The 15,891-nt window shown below is 71.5% G+C and carries 15 protein-coding genes; 11 read left to right on the forward strand and 4 right to left on the reverse strand.

Annotation, left to right across the window (positions count from 1 at the left end):
• Positions 1–26: 26 nt before the first annotated feature.
• From ribD to AC3A3J_RS13445, 6 genes are all read left to right on the forward strand, one after another.
• Positions 27–1,058 (forward strand): bifunctional diaminohydroxyphosphoribosylaminopyrimidine deaminase/5-amino-6-(5-phosphoribosylamino)uracil reductase RibD, encoded by a 1,032-nt coding sequence (ribD, locus tag AC3A3J_RS13420; RefSeq protein WP_487672743.1) that lies wholly within the window; start codon positions 27–29, stop codon positions 1,056–1,058.
• A complete protein-coding gene (locus AC3A3J_RS13425) occupies positions 1,058–1,687 on the forward strand; it encodes a riboflavin synthase (RefSeq protein ID WP_487672744.1) in 630 nt (209 codons plus the stop codon). Before ribD ends, AC3A3J_RS13425 begins: the two co-directional genes overlap by 1 nt.
• Positions 1,684–2,949: a GTP cyclohydrolase II gene (ribA, locus tag AC3A3J_RS13430; protein ID WP_487672745.1), complete on the forward strand. Its 1,266-nt coding sequence runs from the start codon at positions 1,684–1,686 to the stop codon at positions 2,947–2,949. Before AC3A3J_RS13425 ends, ribA begins: the two co-directional genes overlap by 4 nt.
• Positions 2,946–3,419, forward strand: a complete 474-nt coding sequence (gene ribH / locus AC3A3J_RS13435; protein WP_487672746.1) for a 6,7-dimethyl-8-ribityllumazine synthase — start codon at positions 2,946–2,948, stop codon at positions 3,417–3,419. The genes ribA and ribH overlap by 4 nt, the downstream gene beginning before the upstream one ends.
• Before the next feature lie 54 nt (positions 3,420–3,473).
• A complete protein-coding gene (locus tag AC3A3J_RS13440) occupies positions 3,474–3,827 on the forward strand; it encodes a Fe-S protein (protein WP_487672747.1) in 354 nt (117 codons plus the stop codon).
• A gap of 124 nt (positions 3,828–3,951) precedes the next feature.
• The gene (locus AC3A3J_RS13445) at positions 3,952–5,412 is read left to right on the forward strand and encodes an MFS transporter (protein WP_487672748.1); all 1,461 of its coding nucleotides are present in this window, start codon (positions 3,952–3,954) and stop codon (positions 5,410–5,412) included.
• 101 nt (positions 5,413–5,513) lie between these two features.
• Here the strand turns inward: AC3A3J_RS13445 and AC3A3J_RS13450 are convergent, their stop codons facing one another.
• Entirely contained in the window at positions 5,514–6,545 is a 1,032-nt protein-coding gene (locus AC3A3J_RS13450; protein ID WP_487672749.1) for a S66 family peptidase, read from the reverse strand.
• An 88-nt stretch (positions 6,546–6,633) separates the two neighbouring features.
• Between AC3A3J_RS13450 and AC3A3J_RS13455 the strand changes: the two genes are divergently transcribed.
• Positions 6,634–6,840, forward strand: coding sequence for an AsnC family protein (locus tag AC3A3J_RS13455; protein WP_487672750.1), 207 nt, complete (start codon positions 6,634–6,636; stop codon positions 6,838–6,840).
• 67 nt (positions 6,841–6,907) lie between these two features.
• Positions 6,908–8,809, forward strand: a complete 1,902-nt coding sequence (locus tag AC3A3J_RS13460) for an ABC transporter ATP-binding protein (protein ID WP_487672751.1) — start codon at positions 6,908–6,910, stop codon at positions 8,807–8,809.
• 168 nt (positions 8,810–8,977) lie between these two features.
• Here the strand turns inward: AC3A3J_RS13460 and AC3A3J_RS13465 are convergent, their stop codons facing one another.
• The gene (locus AC3A3J_RS13465; RefSeq protein ID WP_487672752.1) at positions 8,978–10,840 is read right to left on the reverse strand and encodes a phosphoenolpyruvate carboxykinase (GTP); all 1,863 of its coding nucleotides are present in this window, start codon (positions 10,838–10,840) and stop codon (positions 8,978–8,980) included.
• A gap of 108 nt (positions 10,841–10,948) precedes the next feature.
• Between AC3A3J_RS13465 and AC3A3J_RS13470 the strand changes: the two genes are divergently transcribed.
• Positions 10,949–12,391, forward strand: a complete 1,443-nt coding sequence (locus AC3A3J_RS13470; RefSeq protein ID WP_487672753.1) for a helix-turn-helix domain-containing protein — start codon at positions 10,949–10,951, stop codon at positions 12,389–12,391.
• Positions 12,392–12,428: 37 nt separating this feature from the next.
• On the opposite strand, the gene murQ is transcribed toward AC3A3J_RS13470, so the two are convergent.
• Entirely contained in the window at positions 12,429–13,364 is a 936-nt protein-coding gene (gene murQ / locus AC3A3J_RS13475; RefSeq protein WP_487672754.1) for an N-acetylmuramic acid 6-phosphate etherase, read from the reverse strand.
• Positions 13,354–14,268 (reverse strand): N-acetylglucosamine kinase, encoded by a 915-nt coding sequence (locus AC3A3J_RS13480; RefSeq protein ID WP_487672755.1) that lies wholly within the window; start codon positions 14,266–14,268, stop codon positions 13,354–13,356. Before AC3A3J_RS13480 ends, murQ begins: the two co-directional genes overlap by 11 nt.
• A gap of 64 nt (positions 14,269–14,332) precedes the next feature.
• On the opposite strand from AC3A3J_RS13480, the gene AC3A3J_RS13485 reads away from it, so the two are divergent.
• Positions 14,333–15,193 (forward strand): MurR/RpiR family transcriptional regulator, encoded by an 861-nt coding sequence (locus tag AC3A3J_RS13485; RefSeq protein WP_487672756.1) that lies wholly within the window; start codon positions 14,333–14,335, stop codon positions 15,191–15,193.
• Between the two features lie 31 nt (positions 15,194–15,224).
• On the forward strand, positions 15,225–15,875 hold the full coding sequence (locus tag AC3A3J_RS13490) for an HAD-IA family hydrolase (protein ID WP_487672757.1): 651 nt from the start codon (positions 15,225–15,227) through the stop codon (positions 15,873–15,875).
• Positions 15,876–15,891 lie beyond the last annotated feature (16 nt).

Raw genomic sequence — 15,891 nt, forward strand, 5'->3', positions numbered from 1 at the left:
CCCGGAGCCTCACAGGAGGACGACGGATGCCAGTGAACGAGACCGAGCAGCGGGCCATGCGCCGCGCGCTCGACCTCGCCGGACGAGGACCCCGGGGCGTGAACCCGCAGGTGGGCGCCGTCATCCTCTCCCCTGCGGGCGAGGTGATCGCCGAGGGCTGGCACCACGGAGCCGGTACGCCGCACGCGGAGGTCGACGCGCTGTCCACACTCGCCCCCGGCGCGGCGCGAGGCGCCACCGCCGTGGTGACCCTCGAACCCTGCAACCACACGGGTCGCACCGGCCCGTGCGCCGTCGCGCTCATCGAGGCGGGCGTCGCCCGCGTGGTCTACGCCCTCGACGACCCGGGCGCGGTGTCGGGCGGCGGCGCCGATCGGCTGCGCGCCGCCGGTGTCGAGGTCGAGTCCGGCGAGCAGGCCGCGGCCGCGCACGAGCTCATCGCGGGTTGGCTCACCGCGCAGCGACTCGGTCGCCCCCACGTCACGGTGAAGTGGGCGCAGAGCCTCGACGGCCGTGCGGCGGCCGACGACGGGTCGAGCAGGTGGATCACCGGCCCCGACGCCCGCGCCGACGTGCACCGCCGCCGCGCAGCATCCGACGCCATCGTCGTGGGCACCGGCACCGTGCTCGCCGACGACCCCGCCCTCACCGCCCGCGACGGCGATGCGCTCCACCCCCGCCAGCCCGTGCCGGTGGTGATCGGGACGACCGAGACCCCCGCGGACGCGGCGGTGCGACGGCATCCGCATCCGCCGTTGTTCTACGCCACGCACGACCTCGACGCGGTGCTCGCCGACTTGCACTCCCGGGGCATCCAGAGCGTGTTCGTCGAGGGCGGCCCGACCCTCGCGAGTGCGTTCATCGCGGCGGGCCTCGCCGACCGGGTGCTCGCCTACATCGCCCCCGTGCTGCTCGGCGGCCGCCGCCTCTCTCTCGGCGACATCGGCGTCGGCAGCATGACCGACGCCCGCCGCCTGACGATCGACGAATGGATGCCGCTCGGCGCCGACCTGCTCGCGATCGCACACCCCTCCGCCCCCATCGAAGGAGCCGACTGATGTTCACCGGAATCATCGAGGAGATCGGCGAGATCACCGCCATCGCGCCCGCGGGCGACGGGTGGCGTCTCACCGTGCGCGCCCCGAAGGCCGCCGCCGACGCCGTGCACGGCGAGTCGATCGCCGTGTCGGGCGTGTGCCTCACCGTGGTGGGCTCCACCCCCGACACGTTCGACGCCGATGTGATGAAGCAGACCCTCGACGTCGCCGCGCTCGGCACCGCGACCGTGGGCACCCGCGTCAACATCGAGAAGGCGATGCCGGTCGGCGCGCGACTCGGCGGCCACATCGTGCAAGGTCATGTGGACGGTGTCGGCGAGGTGCGCGAGGTGCGTCCCGGCGCCCAGTGGAGCGTGCTGCGCATCTCCCTCCCCGCCGATCTCGCGCCCCTCGTCGTCGACAAGGGGTCGATCTCGGTCGACGGCACCTCGCTGACGGTGAGCGCGGTGAGCGACCCGGCAGACGCCGCCCCCTGGTTCGAGGTGTCGCTCATCCCCGAGACCCTCGCCGCCACGACCCTCGGCGCACGCGCGGTCGGCGACCGTGTGAACCTCGAGACCGACATCCTCGCCCGTCACGTCGAGCGCCTGCTCGCCTTCCGGGCCGCACCGGAAGGAGGCTCGCGATGAGCCTTTCCACGATCGCCGACGCCCTCGACGCCCTGCGCGCGGGCCGCCCCGTGCTCGTCGCCGATGACGAGAACCGCGAGAACGAGGGCGACGTAATCCTCTCGGCCGAACTTGCCACCCCCGAGTGGGTGGCGTGGACCGTGCGGTGGTCGTCGGGGTTCATCTGCGCACCCATGCCCGCCGACCTCGCCGACGGCCTCAACCTCCCGCCGATGGTGGCGGCCAACGAAGACGCCCGCTCGACCGCATACACCGTGAGCGTCGACGCCGCCGAGGGCGTCACGACGGGCATCAGCGCACACGACCGCGCGCACACCCTCAACGTCCTGGCCGACCCCTCGTCGACGCCCACCAGCATCATCCGCCCCGGCCACGTCCTACCGCTGCGCGCGGTCGACGGCGGAGTGCGCGAGCGCAACGGACACACCGAGGCCGCCGTCGACCTGATGCGCCTCGCCGGCCTGCAGCCCGTCGGCGCGATCGCCGAGGTCGTCGCCGAAGACGGCAGCATGATGCGCATGCCCGGCTTGCTCGAACTCGGGGCGCGCGACGGGGTGCCCGTCATCACCATCGAGCAGCTCATCGACCACCTGAACCAGGTCGACCCGCGGGGCGACGCAGGTCCGGTGCGCAACCGTCGCGTGAGCCTCCGCGCCGACGCGACCGTGCCCACGTCGCACGGCACCTTCCGGTTCCTCGCCTACAAGGACCGCGTCTCGGGCACCGACCACATCGCGGTCGTCGCGGGAGAGCCCGGCGAGACCGCGCTCGTGCGCGTGCACTCCGAGTGCCTCACCGGCGAGGCCTTCGGGTCGCTCAAGTGCGAGTGCGGGCCGCAGCTCGACGCCGCACTGCAGGCGATCGAGAAGGACGGCGGCATCGTCATCTACATGCGCGGACACGAGGGCCGCGGTATCGGCCTCATCAACAAGCTGCGGGCGTACAGCCTGCAGGAGGAGGGCCTCGACACGGTCGACGCCAACCTCGCGCTGGGTCTACCCGCCGACGCCCGCGAATACGCCGCCGCAGCCGGCATCTTGTCGGATCTGGGCGTGTCGAAGGTGCGCCTGCTGACCAACAACGTCGACAAGGTGAACCAGTTGCGGGCGCTCGGCCTCGACGTCGTCGAGCAGGTGCCCCTGATCGTCGGCGTCGGCCCCAACAACCACCAGTATCTCGAGACCAAGCGTGACCGCATGGGTCACATCATCGGCGAGGACGAGCTGAAGGCCGCCCTCGCAGAAGGAAAGGACGACGCATGAGCGGCGCAGGAGCACCGAAGACCGGGAACATCGACGGCCGGGGTCTGGACGTCGTCATCGTCGCCGGCACCTGGCACGACACCATCACCGACGGTCTGATCGCCGGTGCCGTGCGCGTGCTCGACGAGGCGCAGGCATCGCACCGCCTGGTGCGCGTGCCCGGGTCGTTCGAGCTCGCCGTCGCCGCCCAGACGGCCTTCGCGGGCGGGGCGGATGCCGTGGTCGCGCTCGGCGTGATCATCCGCGGGGGCACCCCGCACTTCGAGTACGTGTCGGCCGCGACGACCGACGGCCTCACGCGCGTGTCGCTCGACGCAGGCAAGCCCGTCGGATTCGGCGTGCTCACCCTCGACGACGAGCAGCAGGGCCTCGACCGCGCGGGGCTTGCGGGTTCGAAGGAGGACAAGGGGGCCGAGGCGGCCGATGCGGCGCTGCGCACGGCGCGCGTGATCGCCGATCTGCGCGGCTGAGGCGAGCCTTCCCTCACTGGCGACCGTGCCGGGCCGACTCGTAGCGTGAGGGTCATGGAGACCCTGCGCCACGTCGTCGTGTTCGTCCACCTGATCGGCTTCGCCGTGCTCTTTGGCGCGTGGGCGGTGCAGGCCTTCGGCGGGAAGCGCGAATTCACGCGCCTCATGACGATCGGCATGACCATCGCCGCGGTCGCCGGGCTGGCGCTGGCCGCCCCGTGGGGTGTCTCGTACGAGCTGAACTACGTCAAGATCGGCGTGAAGCTCGTGATCCTGCTCGTGATCGGCGCGCTGCTCGGTATCGGCGGGGCGCGCCAGAAGCGCGGAGCATCCGTCCCCGACGCCATGTTCTGGCTCGTCGGGCTGCTCACCGCCGCGAACGCGGCGATCGCGGTCATCTGGCGCTGACCCTCCGACCACACGCCGGCCTCTTCGTACGCCCTCACCGGTAATGCGCGTCCAGGGAACTCCCAGGAAGGCGTAGACTCCCGCGGGTGCCCTGGTATACCAGGGCGGCTATCGAAGGAGCCCCATGAGTACCACCACAGCGCCGGCGAATCCGCGCTCGCGTGTCATCACCGCGAGCCTGGTCGGCACGACGATCGAGTTCTACGACTTCTACGCGTACGCCACGGCGGCCGTGCTCGTGTTCCCGATCCTGTTCTTCCCGACGGGCAACGACACCACCTCCCTCCTCGCCTCGTTCGGCGTGTTCGGGGCCGCCATGGTCGCCCGTCCGATCGGCGCGATCGTCTTCGGCCACTTCGGCGACAAGTACGGCCGCAAGGCGACCCTCGTCGCGTCGCTGCTGACGATGGGCATCGCGACATTCCTCATCGGCGTGCTGCCGACCTATCAGCAGATCAACTGGTGGGCCGCGCTGCTGCTGCTCGTGATGCGTCTCGCCCAGGGCTTCGCGCTCGGCGGCGAGTGGTCCGGCGCCGCGCTCGTCGCGACCGAGAACGCGCCGAAGGGCAAGCGGGCCTGGTACGGCACCTTCCCGCAGCTCGGCGCACCGCTCGGCTTCATCATCGCCAACTTCCTCTTCCTCAGCATCAACTGGCTGCTCCCCCACCCCGAGAACCCCGCGCAGCGCTCCGAGGCGTTCCTCGAGTGGGGCTGGCGCATCCCGTTCCTCTTCTCGGCCGTCATGGTCATCATCGGCCTGTGGGTGCGCCTCAAGCTCGTCGAGTCCGACACCTTCAAAAAGGCCGAGTCGACCGGCGCGATCCGCAAGCTGCCGCTCGGCACCGTCTTCCGTCACCACTGGAAGCAGCTCATCCTCGGCACGTTCATCATGCTGGCGACGTACGTGCTGTTCTACCTGATGACGAACTTCACGCTGACCTACGGCACCAAGCCGGCGTCGCTCGAGACGGCATCCGCCGCTGCCCAGGCCGCCGCCGAGGCCGCCGGGACGGCCTTCGACCCGGCGAAGTTCGCCGCCCAGTTCTACCCGGGCCTCGGCTTCGGCTACACCGACCTCGTGCTCATGCAGATCATCGGCGTCGTCTTCTTCGGCATCTTCACGCTGCTGTCGGGCCCGATCGCCGACGCCATCGGCCGCCGCAAGCTGCTGATGTGGGTGACCGGCCTCATCATCGTGTTCGGCCTGTCGTTCAACCTCTTCCTGCTGCCGACCCTCGACCCGAAGTTCAGCGGCGCGCTGACGCAGGCGTTCCTCGTGTTCGGGTTCATGCTCATGGGTGCGACGTTCGGCCCGATGGGCGCACTGCTGCCCGAACTGTTCCCGACGAACGTGCGCTACACGGGGTCGGCGATCTCGTACAACGTCTCGTCGATCCTCGGCGCGGCCGTCGCACCGCTCATCGCGGTGTGGCTGTGGCAGCTCGGCGGCGGTGAGCCCTGGCTGGTCGGTCTCTACCTCTCGGCGATGGGAGTGCTGACCTTCATCGCGTTGCTGCTCTCGCCCGAGACGAAGGACCACGACTACGAGTCCGACCTGGGTGTCGCCGCGGCGCCCCAGCCCTGACCCCTCTCGAACAGCCGCTCCCGTCGCACTTTCTGTCGCTGCCTGCTCCGGCAGGCGACAGAAAGTGCGACGGGAGCGTTCGTGTGTGTGTGGGGGGGGAATCAGTAGGCGGCCAGGACGCGGCGGGCGGGGGCGTCGAGGGTCATCGTGCCGCCGTACGGGACGATCCACTGCGGACGCGTGTGCCCGAACGGCGGGCCCACCACCACGACCCCGTCGGGGTTGTAGCGGGCCACCTGCTCGATCACCGCATCGCGCTGCGCGTCGCGGAGGGCCTGCGCTTCGGACGGCGACGGATGCACCTCAAAATCGCTCACGGGCGGCCGCGCGACCACGACGCCCGCCACGGCCGAGAGGATGCCGCGCTCCCCCAGGCCCCGCATCCAGCGCTTCACCCAGCTCGCCGACGGCCGCTCCTCGCTGGTCTCGACGAGCAGGATCGCGCCCTGCAGGTCGGCGACGGACGGCAGCCGGTCGGCGAGCGCCAGCTGGTCGAGCACCTCGAGGCATCCGCCCCAGGTGCGGCCGGAGACGACCTTCTGCGGTCCGGCCCAGCTCCACGGCACCACGGGCGAGCGTTCCCCGTACTCCGACAGGGCCCGGGGGTCGTCCCACCGGCGTCCGACGTCCTCCGACTCGCCCGGCTCGGTGATCTCGAGCGTCGCGCGGTCGAGCAGTGCGGCGCGCAGCGATCGCAGGTGCACGTCGTCGACCGCCGGGCCCGGTCCGAGATGCACGGCGGTCGACCCGCCGTAGTACCCGGGGATGCCGAGGCCCCAGAGCCAGTTGAGGATGTTCGTGTTGTCGCTGTACCCGAGGAACGGCTTGGGGTCGGCGAGCGCGAGAGTCGGATCGAGATGCGGCACGACGAGCACCTGGTCGTCGCCGCCGATCGTCGCGACGATGGCGCGGATGCTCGGATCGGCGAACGCGGCGTTCACGTCGGCGGCGCGGTCCTCGGGCGAGGCGTCGAGGCGGCGTGTGGTCGGGAACTCCACGGGCACCAGGCCGGTGAGGTCGGAGAAGCGCCGCAATGCCTGCTCGTGCAGCGCGGGCGCGACGGCCGGGGCGGCGAATGCGGGCGAGAGCACGGCGACGCGGTCGCCGGGGCGGAGCGGAGGGGTCGACAGCATCCCTCCAGTCTGTCGCAGCACGCGCGTCAACACGTATTGACTTCCTGAGGGCTCGTCACCTAACGTTGACGATCGAGAGGAGAACGCCATGAGCATCCGCACCGCCATCGCCACCGACCCCGAGGGTGAGCCGATCGCCGAACTGCACCGCCTGACCGGGCTGCGCCGCGAGCTCGCGCGGGCCGAAGAGGCGCAGGTGCGCCGCGCGCGCCTCGCCGGGTACTCGTGGCAGGCCATCGCCGGCGCCCTCGGAGTCTCGAAGCAGGCCGCGCACCGGCGCTTCGGACGCGCCTGAACGATCACCGCCCCCCTCTGCACGAAGTACGGTCGTAGTACCCCTTTTCTCCAGAACGAGGTCTCTCATGTCTCGGACGGCGACCGAACGCCGACGCGGACGCGGCGCGCAGCACGACGGCCCGCGCGCCACCTTCCGCCAGCTCCTCCCCTTCCTCTTCGAGCACAAGCGCACCCTCGTGGTGGTGGCGGTGCTCAGCGTCTTCGGCGCCGCGACCTCGCTCGTGCAGCCGCTGCTGGTGGGCCAGGTCATCGAGGCGGTGCAGTCGGGAGGCACCCTGGGCATCCTGGTGTGGCTGCTGATCGGCTTCGTGATCGTGTCATCGGTCATCTCGGGCTTCCAGCACTACCTCCTGCAGCGCACGGGAACGGCCGTGGTGCTCTCCAGCCGACGCAAGCTGATCGCGCGCATCCTGCACCTGCCGACCTCGGAGTTCGACGCGCGCCGCACCGGCGACCTCGTGTCGCGGGTCGGCACCGACACGACGCTGCTCTACGCCGTGCTCACCCAGGGTCTCGCGGATGCCGTGGGCAGCGCGGTGCTCTTCGTCGGCGCCCTCGTCGCGATGCTCGTGATCGACCCGGTGCTGCTGCTGCTCATCGCGGTCGTGATCGGCGTCTCGGTGGTGGTCGTGGTCGCCCTCAGCGGGCGCATCCGCACCGCGTCGACCGCACAGCAGCAGAAGGTCGGCGAGCTCGCGTCCGGCGTCGAGCGCGCCGTGGGTTCGATCCGCACGATCCGCGCGTCCGGTGCGACCGAGCGTGAGACCGCCGCCGTCTCGCAGACCGCCGACGAGGCGTACGGCATCGGCGTGCGCATCGCGAAGATCTCGTCGCTCGTCGTGCCCGTCGCGGGCATCGCGCTGCAGCTGTCGCTGATCGTGGTGCTCGGGGTCGGCGGGTTCCGGGTGGCAGCCGGGGCGCTGTCGATCGCCTCGCTGATCGCGTTCATCATGTTCCTCTTCCTGCTCGTGATGCCGCTCGCGACCACCTTCGGCGCCATCACCTCCGTGAACCAGGCGCTCGGAGCCCTAGGCCGCATCCAGGAGGTGCTCGATCTGCCGACCGAGACCCAGGACGACGCCCGCATCGCCGCCGATCTCCCCCGCACCGGCGCCGACCCTGACGCCGCGGCGCTGGAGTTCCGCGACGTGCACTTCCGCTACCCCGACAACGTCGTCGCCGCACGCGAGGCGGCTGCGCGCGCGGCGCGCGAACTGCTCGAGGACGCCCACCTCGAACGGCCCGAGACGGCCGGAGGCGGCGCGGCGACCGACGGTCCCACCTCCGCCGAGGTGCTGCGCGGGGTGTCGTTCACGGTGCCGCACGGCGCGCGGGTCGCGCTGGTCGGCCCCAGCGGGGCGGGCAAGAGCACGATCCTCGCGCTCGTCGAGCGCTTCTACGACCCCACCGGCGGGTCCATCCGGGTGAACGGGCACGACGCCCGCACCTACCCGCGCGACGAACTGCGCGCGCACTTCGGCTACGTCGAGCAGGACGCCCCGACCCTCGCCGGCACCCTCGCCGACAACCTGCGGCTCGCCTCACCCTCGGCGTCCGACGCGGACTGCGAGCGCGTGCTGCGCGCGGTCAACCTCGGCGACGTGCTCGAACGCTCCCCTCTGGGACTTCAGTCACCGGTGGGCGAAGACGGGGTGATGCTCTCGGGCGGCGAGCGTCAGCGACTCGCGATCGCGCGCGCCCTGCTCACCGACGCCCCCATCCTGCTGCTCGACGAGTCGACGTCGTCGCTCGACGGCGTCAACGAGCAGCGCATGCGCGAGGCGATCGATGCCGTCTCGACCGACCGAACGCTCGTCGTGATCGCCCACCGTCTCTCGACCGTCGTCGACAGCGACCTGATCGTCGTGCTGCAGGACGGCGAGGTCGTCGGTCAGGGCACCCATGCTGAACTGGTCGAGTCGACGCCGCTGTATCGCGACCTCGCGCGTCACCAGCTGCTGGCCTGACACCCGCATCGTCGGGCGGACGTGCCGCGACGGCGGGATACCGGAGACCACTCAGCCATGGGTTCGTCTCCGACATCCCGCCGTCGCGGGTGGGGGCCCGCAGGCCCGAGACGACGACTCCCCCGAATCGACGCCTGGTCTGGTGCCGCGCGACCGCGCGACCGTGTCTCAGTTCCGCGAGAGCCGGTAGCGCAGCGAGGCGAGTTCGGTGCGCAGCGCCGCCGGCAGCCGCTCGCCGAAGGTGTCGTAGAACTCCTCGGTCAGGTCGGCCTCGGTGGCCCAGGCCGCCGGGTCGACCGAGAACAGCTCGTCGAGATCGGCCGGCGCGATGTCGAGGGCGTCGAGGTCGAGGTCATCGACCCGCGGAAGGCGGCCGATGGGGCTGTCGACGGCGGGAACCTCGCCGGCCACGCGGCGGATGATCCAGTCGATCACGCGGGCGTTCTCACCGAATCCCGGCCAGAGGAAGCGTCCGTCGTCGCCCCGGCGGAACCAGTTGACCTGGAAGATGCGCGGGGCGCGGTCGAAGCGCAGGCCGCGCCCGACCTTCAGCCAGTGCGCGAAGTAGTCGGCCATGTTGTACCCGCAGAACGGCAGCATGGCGAACGGGTCGCGACGCAGCTCGCCGACGGTTCCCTCGGCGGCAGCGGTGCGCTCGGACGAGATGTTCGAGCCGAGGAACACCCCGTGGGTCCAGTCGGTCGCCTCGACGACGAGCGGGACGTTGGTGGCGCGGCGACCGCCGAACAGGATGACGTCGAGCGGCACCGCCTCCTCCCAGTCCTCGGCGATCTGGGGGCACTGCGCCGCCGACACGGTGAAGCGCGAGTTGGGATGCGCGGCCGGACGACCGGAGTCGGGCGTCCAGGGGTTCCCCTCCCAGTCGATCAGCTCGGCGGGCGCCTGGTCGGTGAGCCCCTCCCACCACACGTCGCCGTCGGGGCGCAGCGCGACGTTCGTGAAGATCGTGTTGCCCCACAGCGTCTCGACGGCGGTGACGTTGGTCGACTCGCCCGTGCCCGGTGCTACCCCGAAGAACCCGGCCTCGGGGTTGATCGCCCACAGGCGGCCGTCGTCGCCGGGGCGGATCCAGGCGATGTCGTCGCCGAGCGTCTCGACGCGCCAGCCCGGAATGGTCGGGCGCATCATCGCCAGGTTCGTCTTGCCGCACGCCGACGGGAACGCCGCCGCCACGTGGAACGCGCGGCCCTGGGGATCGATGACGCGGATGAGCAGCATGTGCTCGGCGAGCCAGCCCTCGTCTCGAGCGATCACCGAGGCGATGCGCAGCGCGAAGCACTTCTTGGCGAGGATGGCGTTCCCGCCGTAGCCCGACCCGTACGAGAAGACCTCGAGCGTGTCGGGGAAGTGCACGATGTACTTCTCGTCGTTGCACGGCCACTGGACGTCGGGCTGCCCCGGCGCCAGCGGAGCACCGACCGAGTGCACCGTGCGCACCCACTCCGCGCCCTCTGCGATCCGGCGCGTGACGGCGTCGCCGACCCGGGTCATGATCCCGATCGAGGCCACCGCGTAGGCGCTGTCGGTGATCTGCACACCGATGTGCGAGAGGGGGCCGCCGACGGCGCCCATCGAGAAGGGCACGACGTACATGGTGCGGCCGCGCATCGAGCCGGCGAAGACCTCGCGCATCTTCTCGCGCATCTCGGCGGGCGGCGCCCAGTTGTTCGTGGGGCCGGCGTCGTCTTCACGCTCGGAGGCGATGAAGGTGCGTCCTTCGGTGCGCGCCACGTCGGCGGGGTGGGAGCGGGCGAGGTACGACCCGGGGCGCCACTCGGGGTTGAGCCGGATGAGCTTGCCCTCGTCGACGAGAGCCCGCAGCAGCCGATCGTTCTCGGCCCGCGAGCCGTCGACCCAGTGCACCGCGTCGGGCTGGGTCAGGCGGGCGACCTCGTCGACCCAGGCCACCAGGTCGGCCATCGCAGGGGTGTCGTACTGCGGCACGGCGCCGAACTCGCGGGCGGGGGCGACGGGGGCGGTGCGCGGGGTGAAGACGTCGGCGATGGCCATCTCTGCTCCTTGGTTCGGGGGCGATGAGACCATCCTCCGTGCGGATCGGGGCGAATTTCGCCCCAAACCGCCTGTAAGAAACACGTTTCTTTCGGCTATCCTCAAGGAATGGCGTCCTCCGGCATCCACCTCGCGACTCTCGGCCACCGCATCCGCCACCGTCGACAGGCACAGGGGCTGACCCTCGATGAGCTGGGCGCCCTCGTCGGCGTAGCGGGCTCGCAGCTCAGTCTCATCGAGAACGGCAAGCGGGAGCCGAAGCTCTCGCTGCTGCAGGCGATCGCCCAGGCGACGGGCACCGAGGTCACCGACCTGATCTCGGACGAGCCGCCGAACCGCCGGGCCGCCCTCGAGATCGAGCTCGATCGCGCCCAGGCCAGCCCCGTCTTCCGCCAGCTCGGCATCCCGCCCGTGCGGGTGACGAAGGGCACCAGCGACGAGACCATCGAGTCGATCCTCGGCCTGCATCGCGAACTGCAGCGTCGGGAGCGCGAGGCCATCGCGACGCCCGAGGAGGCGCGTCGCGCGAACACCGAGCTGCGCCTGCGCATGCGGGCGCAGAACAACTACCTGCCCGAGATCGAGAAGCTCGCGGAGAAGCAGCTGCGCGCCGCCGGCCATGTGCAGGGCGCGCTCAGCCACCGGACGGTGAGCATCATGGCCGAGAAGCTCGGCTTCGAACTGATCTACGTGAACGATCTGCCGCACTCGACGCGGTCGGTCACCGACCTCGAGAACGGTCGCATCTACCTTCCCCCGGCCTCGATCCCCGGCGGCCACGGCTTGCGGTCCATGGCGCTCCAGGCCATGGCGCATCGACTGCTCGGCCACACGCCGCCCACCGACTACGCCGACTTCCTGCAGCAACGACTCGAGATCAACTACTTCGGCGCGTGCTGCCTCATGCCCGAGACCGCGTCGGTCGCTTTCCTGCAGCAGGCCAAGAAGGATCGCAACCTCGCCGTCGAGGATTTCCGCGACGCCTTCGGCGTGACCCACGAGGCCGCGGGCATGCGCATGACCAATCTGCTCACCCAGCACATGGGCATGCCTCTGCACTTCCTGCGGGTCGACTCCGACGGCGCGATCATGCGGGTGTACGAGAACGACGACCTGCCCCTGCCGATGGACGTGACCGGCTCGGTGGAGGGGCAGCGGGTGTGCCGCAAGTTCCAGGCGCGCGCGGCGTTCGGTCAGCAGAACCGCACGGTGGAGCACCACCAGTACACCGACACCCCGTCGGGGACGTTCTGGTGCTCGACGCAGACCGGGTCGTCGGCCGACGGCGAGTTCTCGATCACCGTGGGCGTGCCCTTCGACGACGCGCGCTGGTGGCGCGGGCGCGAGACGACCGACCGCGCCGTGTCGACCTGTCCAGACGAGTCGTGCTGCCGGCGCCCGTCCGCCGAGCTCGCCGAGCGCTGGCACGGCAAGTCGTGGCCGAGCGCACGGGTGCACACCTACATGTTCTCGCCGCTCCCCCGGGGCGCGTTCCCCGGGGTCGACGACAACGAGGTGTACGAGTTCCTCGGGCGCCACGCGGCCGAGTAGGCCCGCCGGATCTCCGGCTCCGGAGGCCGGCCGGACCTCAGCTCAGCGCGGTGATGGCATCGCGCAGGATGCCGTCGTTCGACGCCAGCGCCGCAGAAGCCGCGGCCGCATCCGCACCGGTGGCGAGCATGAGCACGGCCAGCTTGACCGAACCGTCGGCGGCGGCGAGCGCGCGACCGGCCTCGTCGGTGCCGACGCCGGCCAGTTGCGAGACCGTGCGCACCGACCGGGCGTGCAGCTTCTCGTTCGTGGCGAGCAGATCGACCATGACACCGCGATACGTCTTGCCGAGCTTGATCATCGACAGCGTCGTGAGCATGTTGACGACGAGTTTCTGCGCGGTCCCGGACTTCAGGCGGGTCGAGCCCGAGATGAACTCCGGCCCCGTGACGACCTCGATCGCGATGTCGGCCGCGCTGCCGATGGCCGAGCGCGGGTTCGACGCGATCGCCACCGTGAGCGCCCCGACGCTGCGCGCATAGGCGAGCCCGCCCAGCACGTACGGGGTGCGGCCGGAGGCCGAGATCCCGACGACCGTGTCGGACTCGGTGAGCCCGAGCTCGCCGAGGGAGGTCGGCGCGGCATCGGCGTCGTCCTCCGCGTTCTCGACTGCCGAGCGGATGGCCGTCTCGCCGCCGGCGATGATGCCGACCACGAGCGACGGGTCGGTGCCGAACGTCGGCGGGCACTCGCTGGCGTCGAGCACGCCGATGCGCCCCGCGGTGCCGGCGCCGATGTAGATGAGGCGCCCGCCGCGGCGGAACCGCTCGGTGATGCCGTCGACGGCCGCGGCGATCGACGGAGCCTGGGCCGCGACGGCACCGGCGACGCGCGCGTCCTCGGCGTTCATGCGCGCCACCAGCTCGGGCGTGGACAGCAGATCGAGGTCGCCGCGTTCGGTGGTGGCCGCCTCGGTGTCGAGCTTCGACAGCTCCTCGATCAGGGCGGTCAGTCGGGTGTCGTCATTCGGCACGGTGCACGAACCTTTCGTGTGGGAGATCGCGACGGGAGGCGAGCAGCAGCGCCCCGTCGATGGCGTCGCCGATGCGCGGACGCGTGCGGCGTCCGACGGCGGCGAGCGCGTCGGTCAGCCGGGTGCGGAACCAGGCGTGGTCGGTGAGGCCGCCGTGGAGCACCACGTCGGGGGCGGATACCGAGGCGGCGAGCGCCGTGGCGGTCAGCAGCCGGACGGCCTCGTCGGCGATCGCGCGTGCGGCCTCGTCGCCCTGTGCCGCGGCGTCGAGGGCGAGCGGGGCGAGGGTCGCGAGGCGCCGGGCGAGCGCGTCCCCCTGCGAGAGCCAGGGGATGACATCGGATGCCTCCCCCACCGCCGTCCGGACGGCATCGGTGAGCGCCGTGGCCGGCCCGAGCCCGTCGTCGGCGCGCAGCACGGCGCGCAGCACCTCGCGTCCCAGCCACGATCCACTGCCGAGGTCTCCGAGCTCGGGCCCCCAGCCGTCGACGAGGCGCACGCCGTCGTCGTCGGTACCGAGCGCGGCGGCGCCGGTGCCCGCGATGAGCAGCACGCCCGGGGCGCCGTCGAGCGCGCCGGCGTGGGCGGTGACCACGTCGGAGGCGACGACCGCGGGCATGCCGAGGCGCCCCGCGAGAAGGTCGGCGAGTCGCTGGGCGGCGGCGGGGGCGGCCCACGCCCCCGCCGCTCCGACGCCGATGCCCGCGATTCCCGCGGCAGCGGCGGCAGGCACCTCGGCGAGCACGGTCTCGATCGCGGCCAACGCGGCGTCGACCCCGCCTGCGGCGGCGAGACCCGGTGCGCCTGTACCCTCATGTGCAGGCTGCCGCGCGGGATCCGCGACGACGAGCCGGCATCGCGTCTTGCCGAGGTCGACGGCGAAGCGGCGCGGGGAATCGGTCATAAAAATAGTCTACGACTATGACCGACTACATGAAAGAATTGTTCATCACGAGAGAGGCTCCCGCATGAGCATCCAGACGACGATCGCCGCGTCGGTCGACACGTTGCCGCCGTCACTCGCGCGCATCGCTCGCGCGGTCGCCGACACCCCCACCCAGGTCATCGACAGCACCATCACCGAGCTGGCCGCGTCGTGCGAGACCTCCGTGGCCTCGGTGGTGCGGTTCTGCCGAGCGATCGGGGTGGCCGGGTACGCCGAGCTGCGGCGGGCACTCGCTGCCGAACTCGGACGCGAGTCGGTGAACTTCGGCGCCCACAGCGGCTTCGGCGCCGAGATCGCCGCCGACGACTCCCTGCGCGACGCGGCCGGCAAGCTCGCCGCCCTCGAACGGCTCGCCATCGAGGAGACGGTGGAGCGCCTCGACTTCGACGCGCTCGCAGCCTCGGCCGAGGCGATCGAGGCGGCCGGGCGCATCCTCCTCTTCGGCATCGGCGCGAGCCGCCTCGCCGCCTCCGACCTCGGGCACAAGCTGCTCCGCATCGGGCACAACGCGATCGCCCTCGACGACGCCCACGAAGCCGCCGCCGCCGCATCGCTCCGCGTCTCCCCCACCGTCGCGATCGGATTCTCTCACTCCGGCACCACCCCCGAGGCCGTGCACTTCCTCCGCTCGGCGCGCGAGAGCGGCGCCACCACGATCGGTGTCACCGGAGCAGCCACCTCGCCCCTCGCCCGCGCCGCCGATCACGCCCTCCTCACCCACGCGCGCGAGTCGCGGTTCCGCGCCGGAGCCATGGTGAGCCGCATCGCGCAGCTCGCCCTCGTCGACTGCCTCTTCATCGGCGCCGCTCAGCTGCGCCGTGACGTCGCGGTCGACGCCCTCGAGCGCAGCGCCGCCGCGACGCGGGCACTGCGCGGCGAATGACGCCGAGGTGCCCCGCGGCTAGCCTGGTCGAGTGACCCAGACCCTGAACGCCCGCGCCGTCCTGCTCGACATGGACGGCACCCTGGTCGACTCCACCGCCGTGGTCGAACGGCTGTGGCTCGCTTGGGCCGCCCCGCACGACCTCGACCGCGACACGGTGCTGCAGACGATTCACGGGCGCCAGGGGCATCAGAGCATGTCGATCCTGCTGCCCGAGCGCGACCACGACATCAACCTCCGCGAGAACGCCCAGATGCTGGCGAACGAGAGTGCCGACGTCGACGGCGTGGTCGAGATCGCGGGAGCCGCCGGCCTGCTCGCCGCTCTCGCGCCGCACCCGCACGCGATCGTGACGTCGGCCGACGTCGCCCTCATGACGGCGCGCATGGGAGCCGCCGGCCTCACAGTGCCCGCACTCGCCATCACCGCCGAGAGCGTGTCGGCATCGAAACCCGACCCCGAGGGGTTCCTGCGCGCGGCGTCGGAACTCGGTGTCGCACCGGGCGACTGCGTCGTCTTCGAGGACTCCGCTGCCGGCATCCAGGCGGCGAAGGCCGCCGGCATGCGCGTGGTCGGGGTCGGTCCGCACGCCCCCGCCCATCAGCCCGACGTGCTCGTCGACGACCTCTCGGCCGTGGCGGTCGCCGCCACCGACGACGGTTTCACCCTGACGTTCGCCTGAGTCGTCGAGGGGCATC

It is taken from the genome of Microbacterium sp. Soil_N32 (assembly GCF_057655505.1).

What these genes read in the sequence shown, in the direction of transcription:
- ribD (WP_487672743.1), top strand. Translation starts at nt 27, where the DNA reads ATGCCAGTGAACGAGACCGAGCAGCGGGCCATGCGCCGCGCGCTCGAC.
- AC3A3J_RS13425 (WP_487672744.1), top strand. Translation starts at nt 1,058, where the DNA reads ATGTTCACCGGAATCATCGAGGAGATCGGCGAGATCACCGCCATCGCG.
- ribA (WP_487672745.1), top strand. Translation starts at nt 1,684, where the DNA reads ATGAGCCTTTCCACGATCGCCGACGCCCTCGACGCCCTGCGCGCGGGC.
- ribH (WP_487672746.1), top strand. Translation starts at nt 2,946, where the DNA reads ATGAGCGGCGCAGGAGCACCGAAGACCGGGAACATCGACGGCCGGGGT.
- AC3A3J_RS13440 (WP_487672747.1), top strand. Translation starts at nt 3,474, where the DNA reads ATGGAGACCCTGCGCCACGTCGTCGTGTTCGTCCACCTGATCGGCTTC.
- AC3A3J_RS13445 (WP_487672748.1), top strand. Translation starts at nt 3,952, where the DNA reads ATGAGTACCACCACAGCGCCGGCGAATCCGCGCTCGCGTGTCATCACC.
- AC3A3J_RS13450 (WP_487672749.1), bottom strand. Translation starts at nt 6,545, where the DNA reads ATGCTGTCGACCCCTCCGCTCCGCCCCGGCGACCGCGTCGCCGTGCTC.
- AC3A3J_RS13455 (WP_487672750.1), top strand. Translation starts at nt 6,634, where the DNA reads ATGAGCATCCGCACCGCCATCGCCACCGACCCCGAGGGTGAGCCGATC.
- AC3A3J_RS13460 (WP_487672751.1), top strand. Translation starts at nt 6,908, where the DNA reads ATGTCTCGGACGGCGACCGAACGCCGACGCGGACGCGGCGCGCAGCAC.
- AC3A3J_RS13465 (WP_487672752.1), bottom strand. Translation starts at nt 10,840, where the DNA reads ATGGCCATCGCCGACGTCTTCACCCCGCGCACCGCCCCCGTCGCCCCC.
- AC3A3J_RS13470 (WP_487672753.1), top strand. Translation starts at nt 10,949, where the DNA reads ATGGCGTCCTCCGGCATCCACCTCGCGACTCTCGGCCACCGCATCCGC.
- AC3A3J_RS13480 (WP_487672755.1), bottom strand. Translation starts at nt 14,268, where the DNA reads ATGACCGATTCCCCGCGCCGCTTCGCCGTCGACCTCGGCAAGACGCGA.
- AC3A3J_RS13485 (WP_487672756.1), top strand. Translation starts at nt 14,333, where the DNA reads ATGAGCATCCAGACGACGATCGCCGCGTCGGTCGACACGTTGCCGCCG.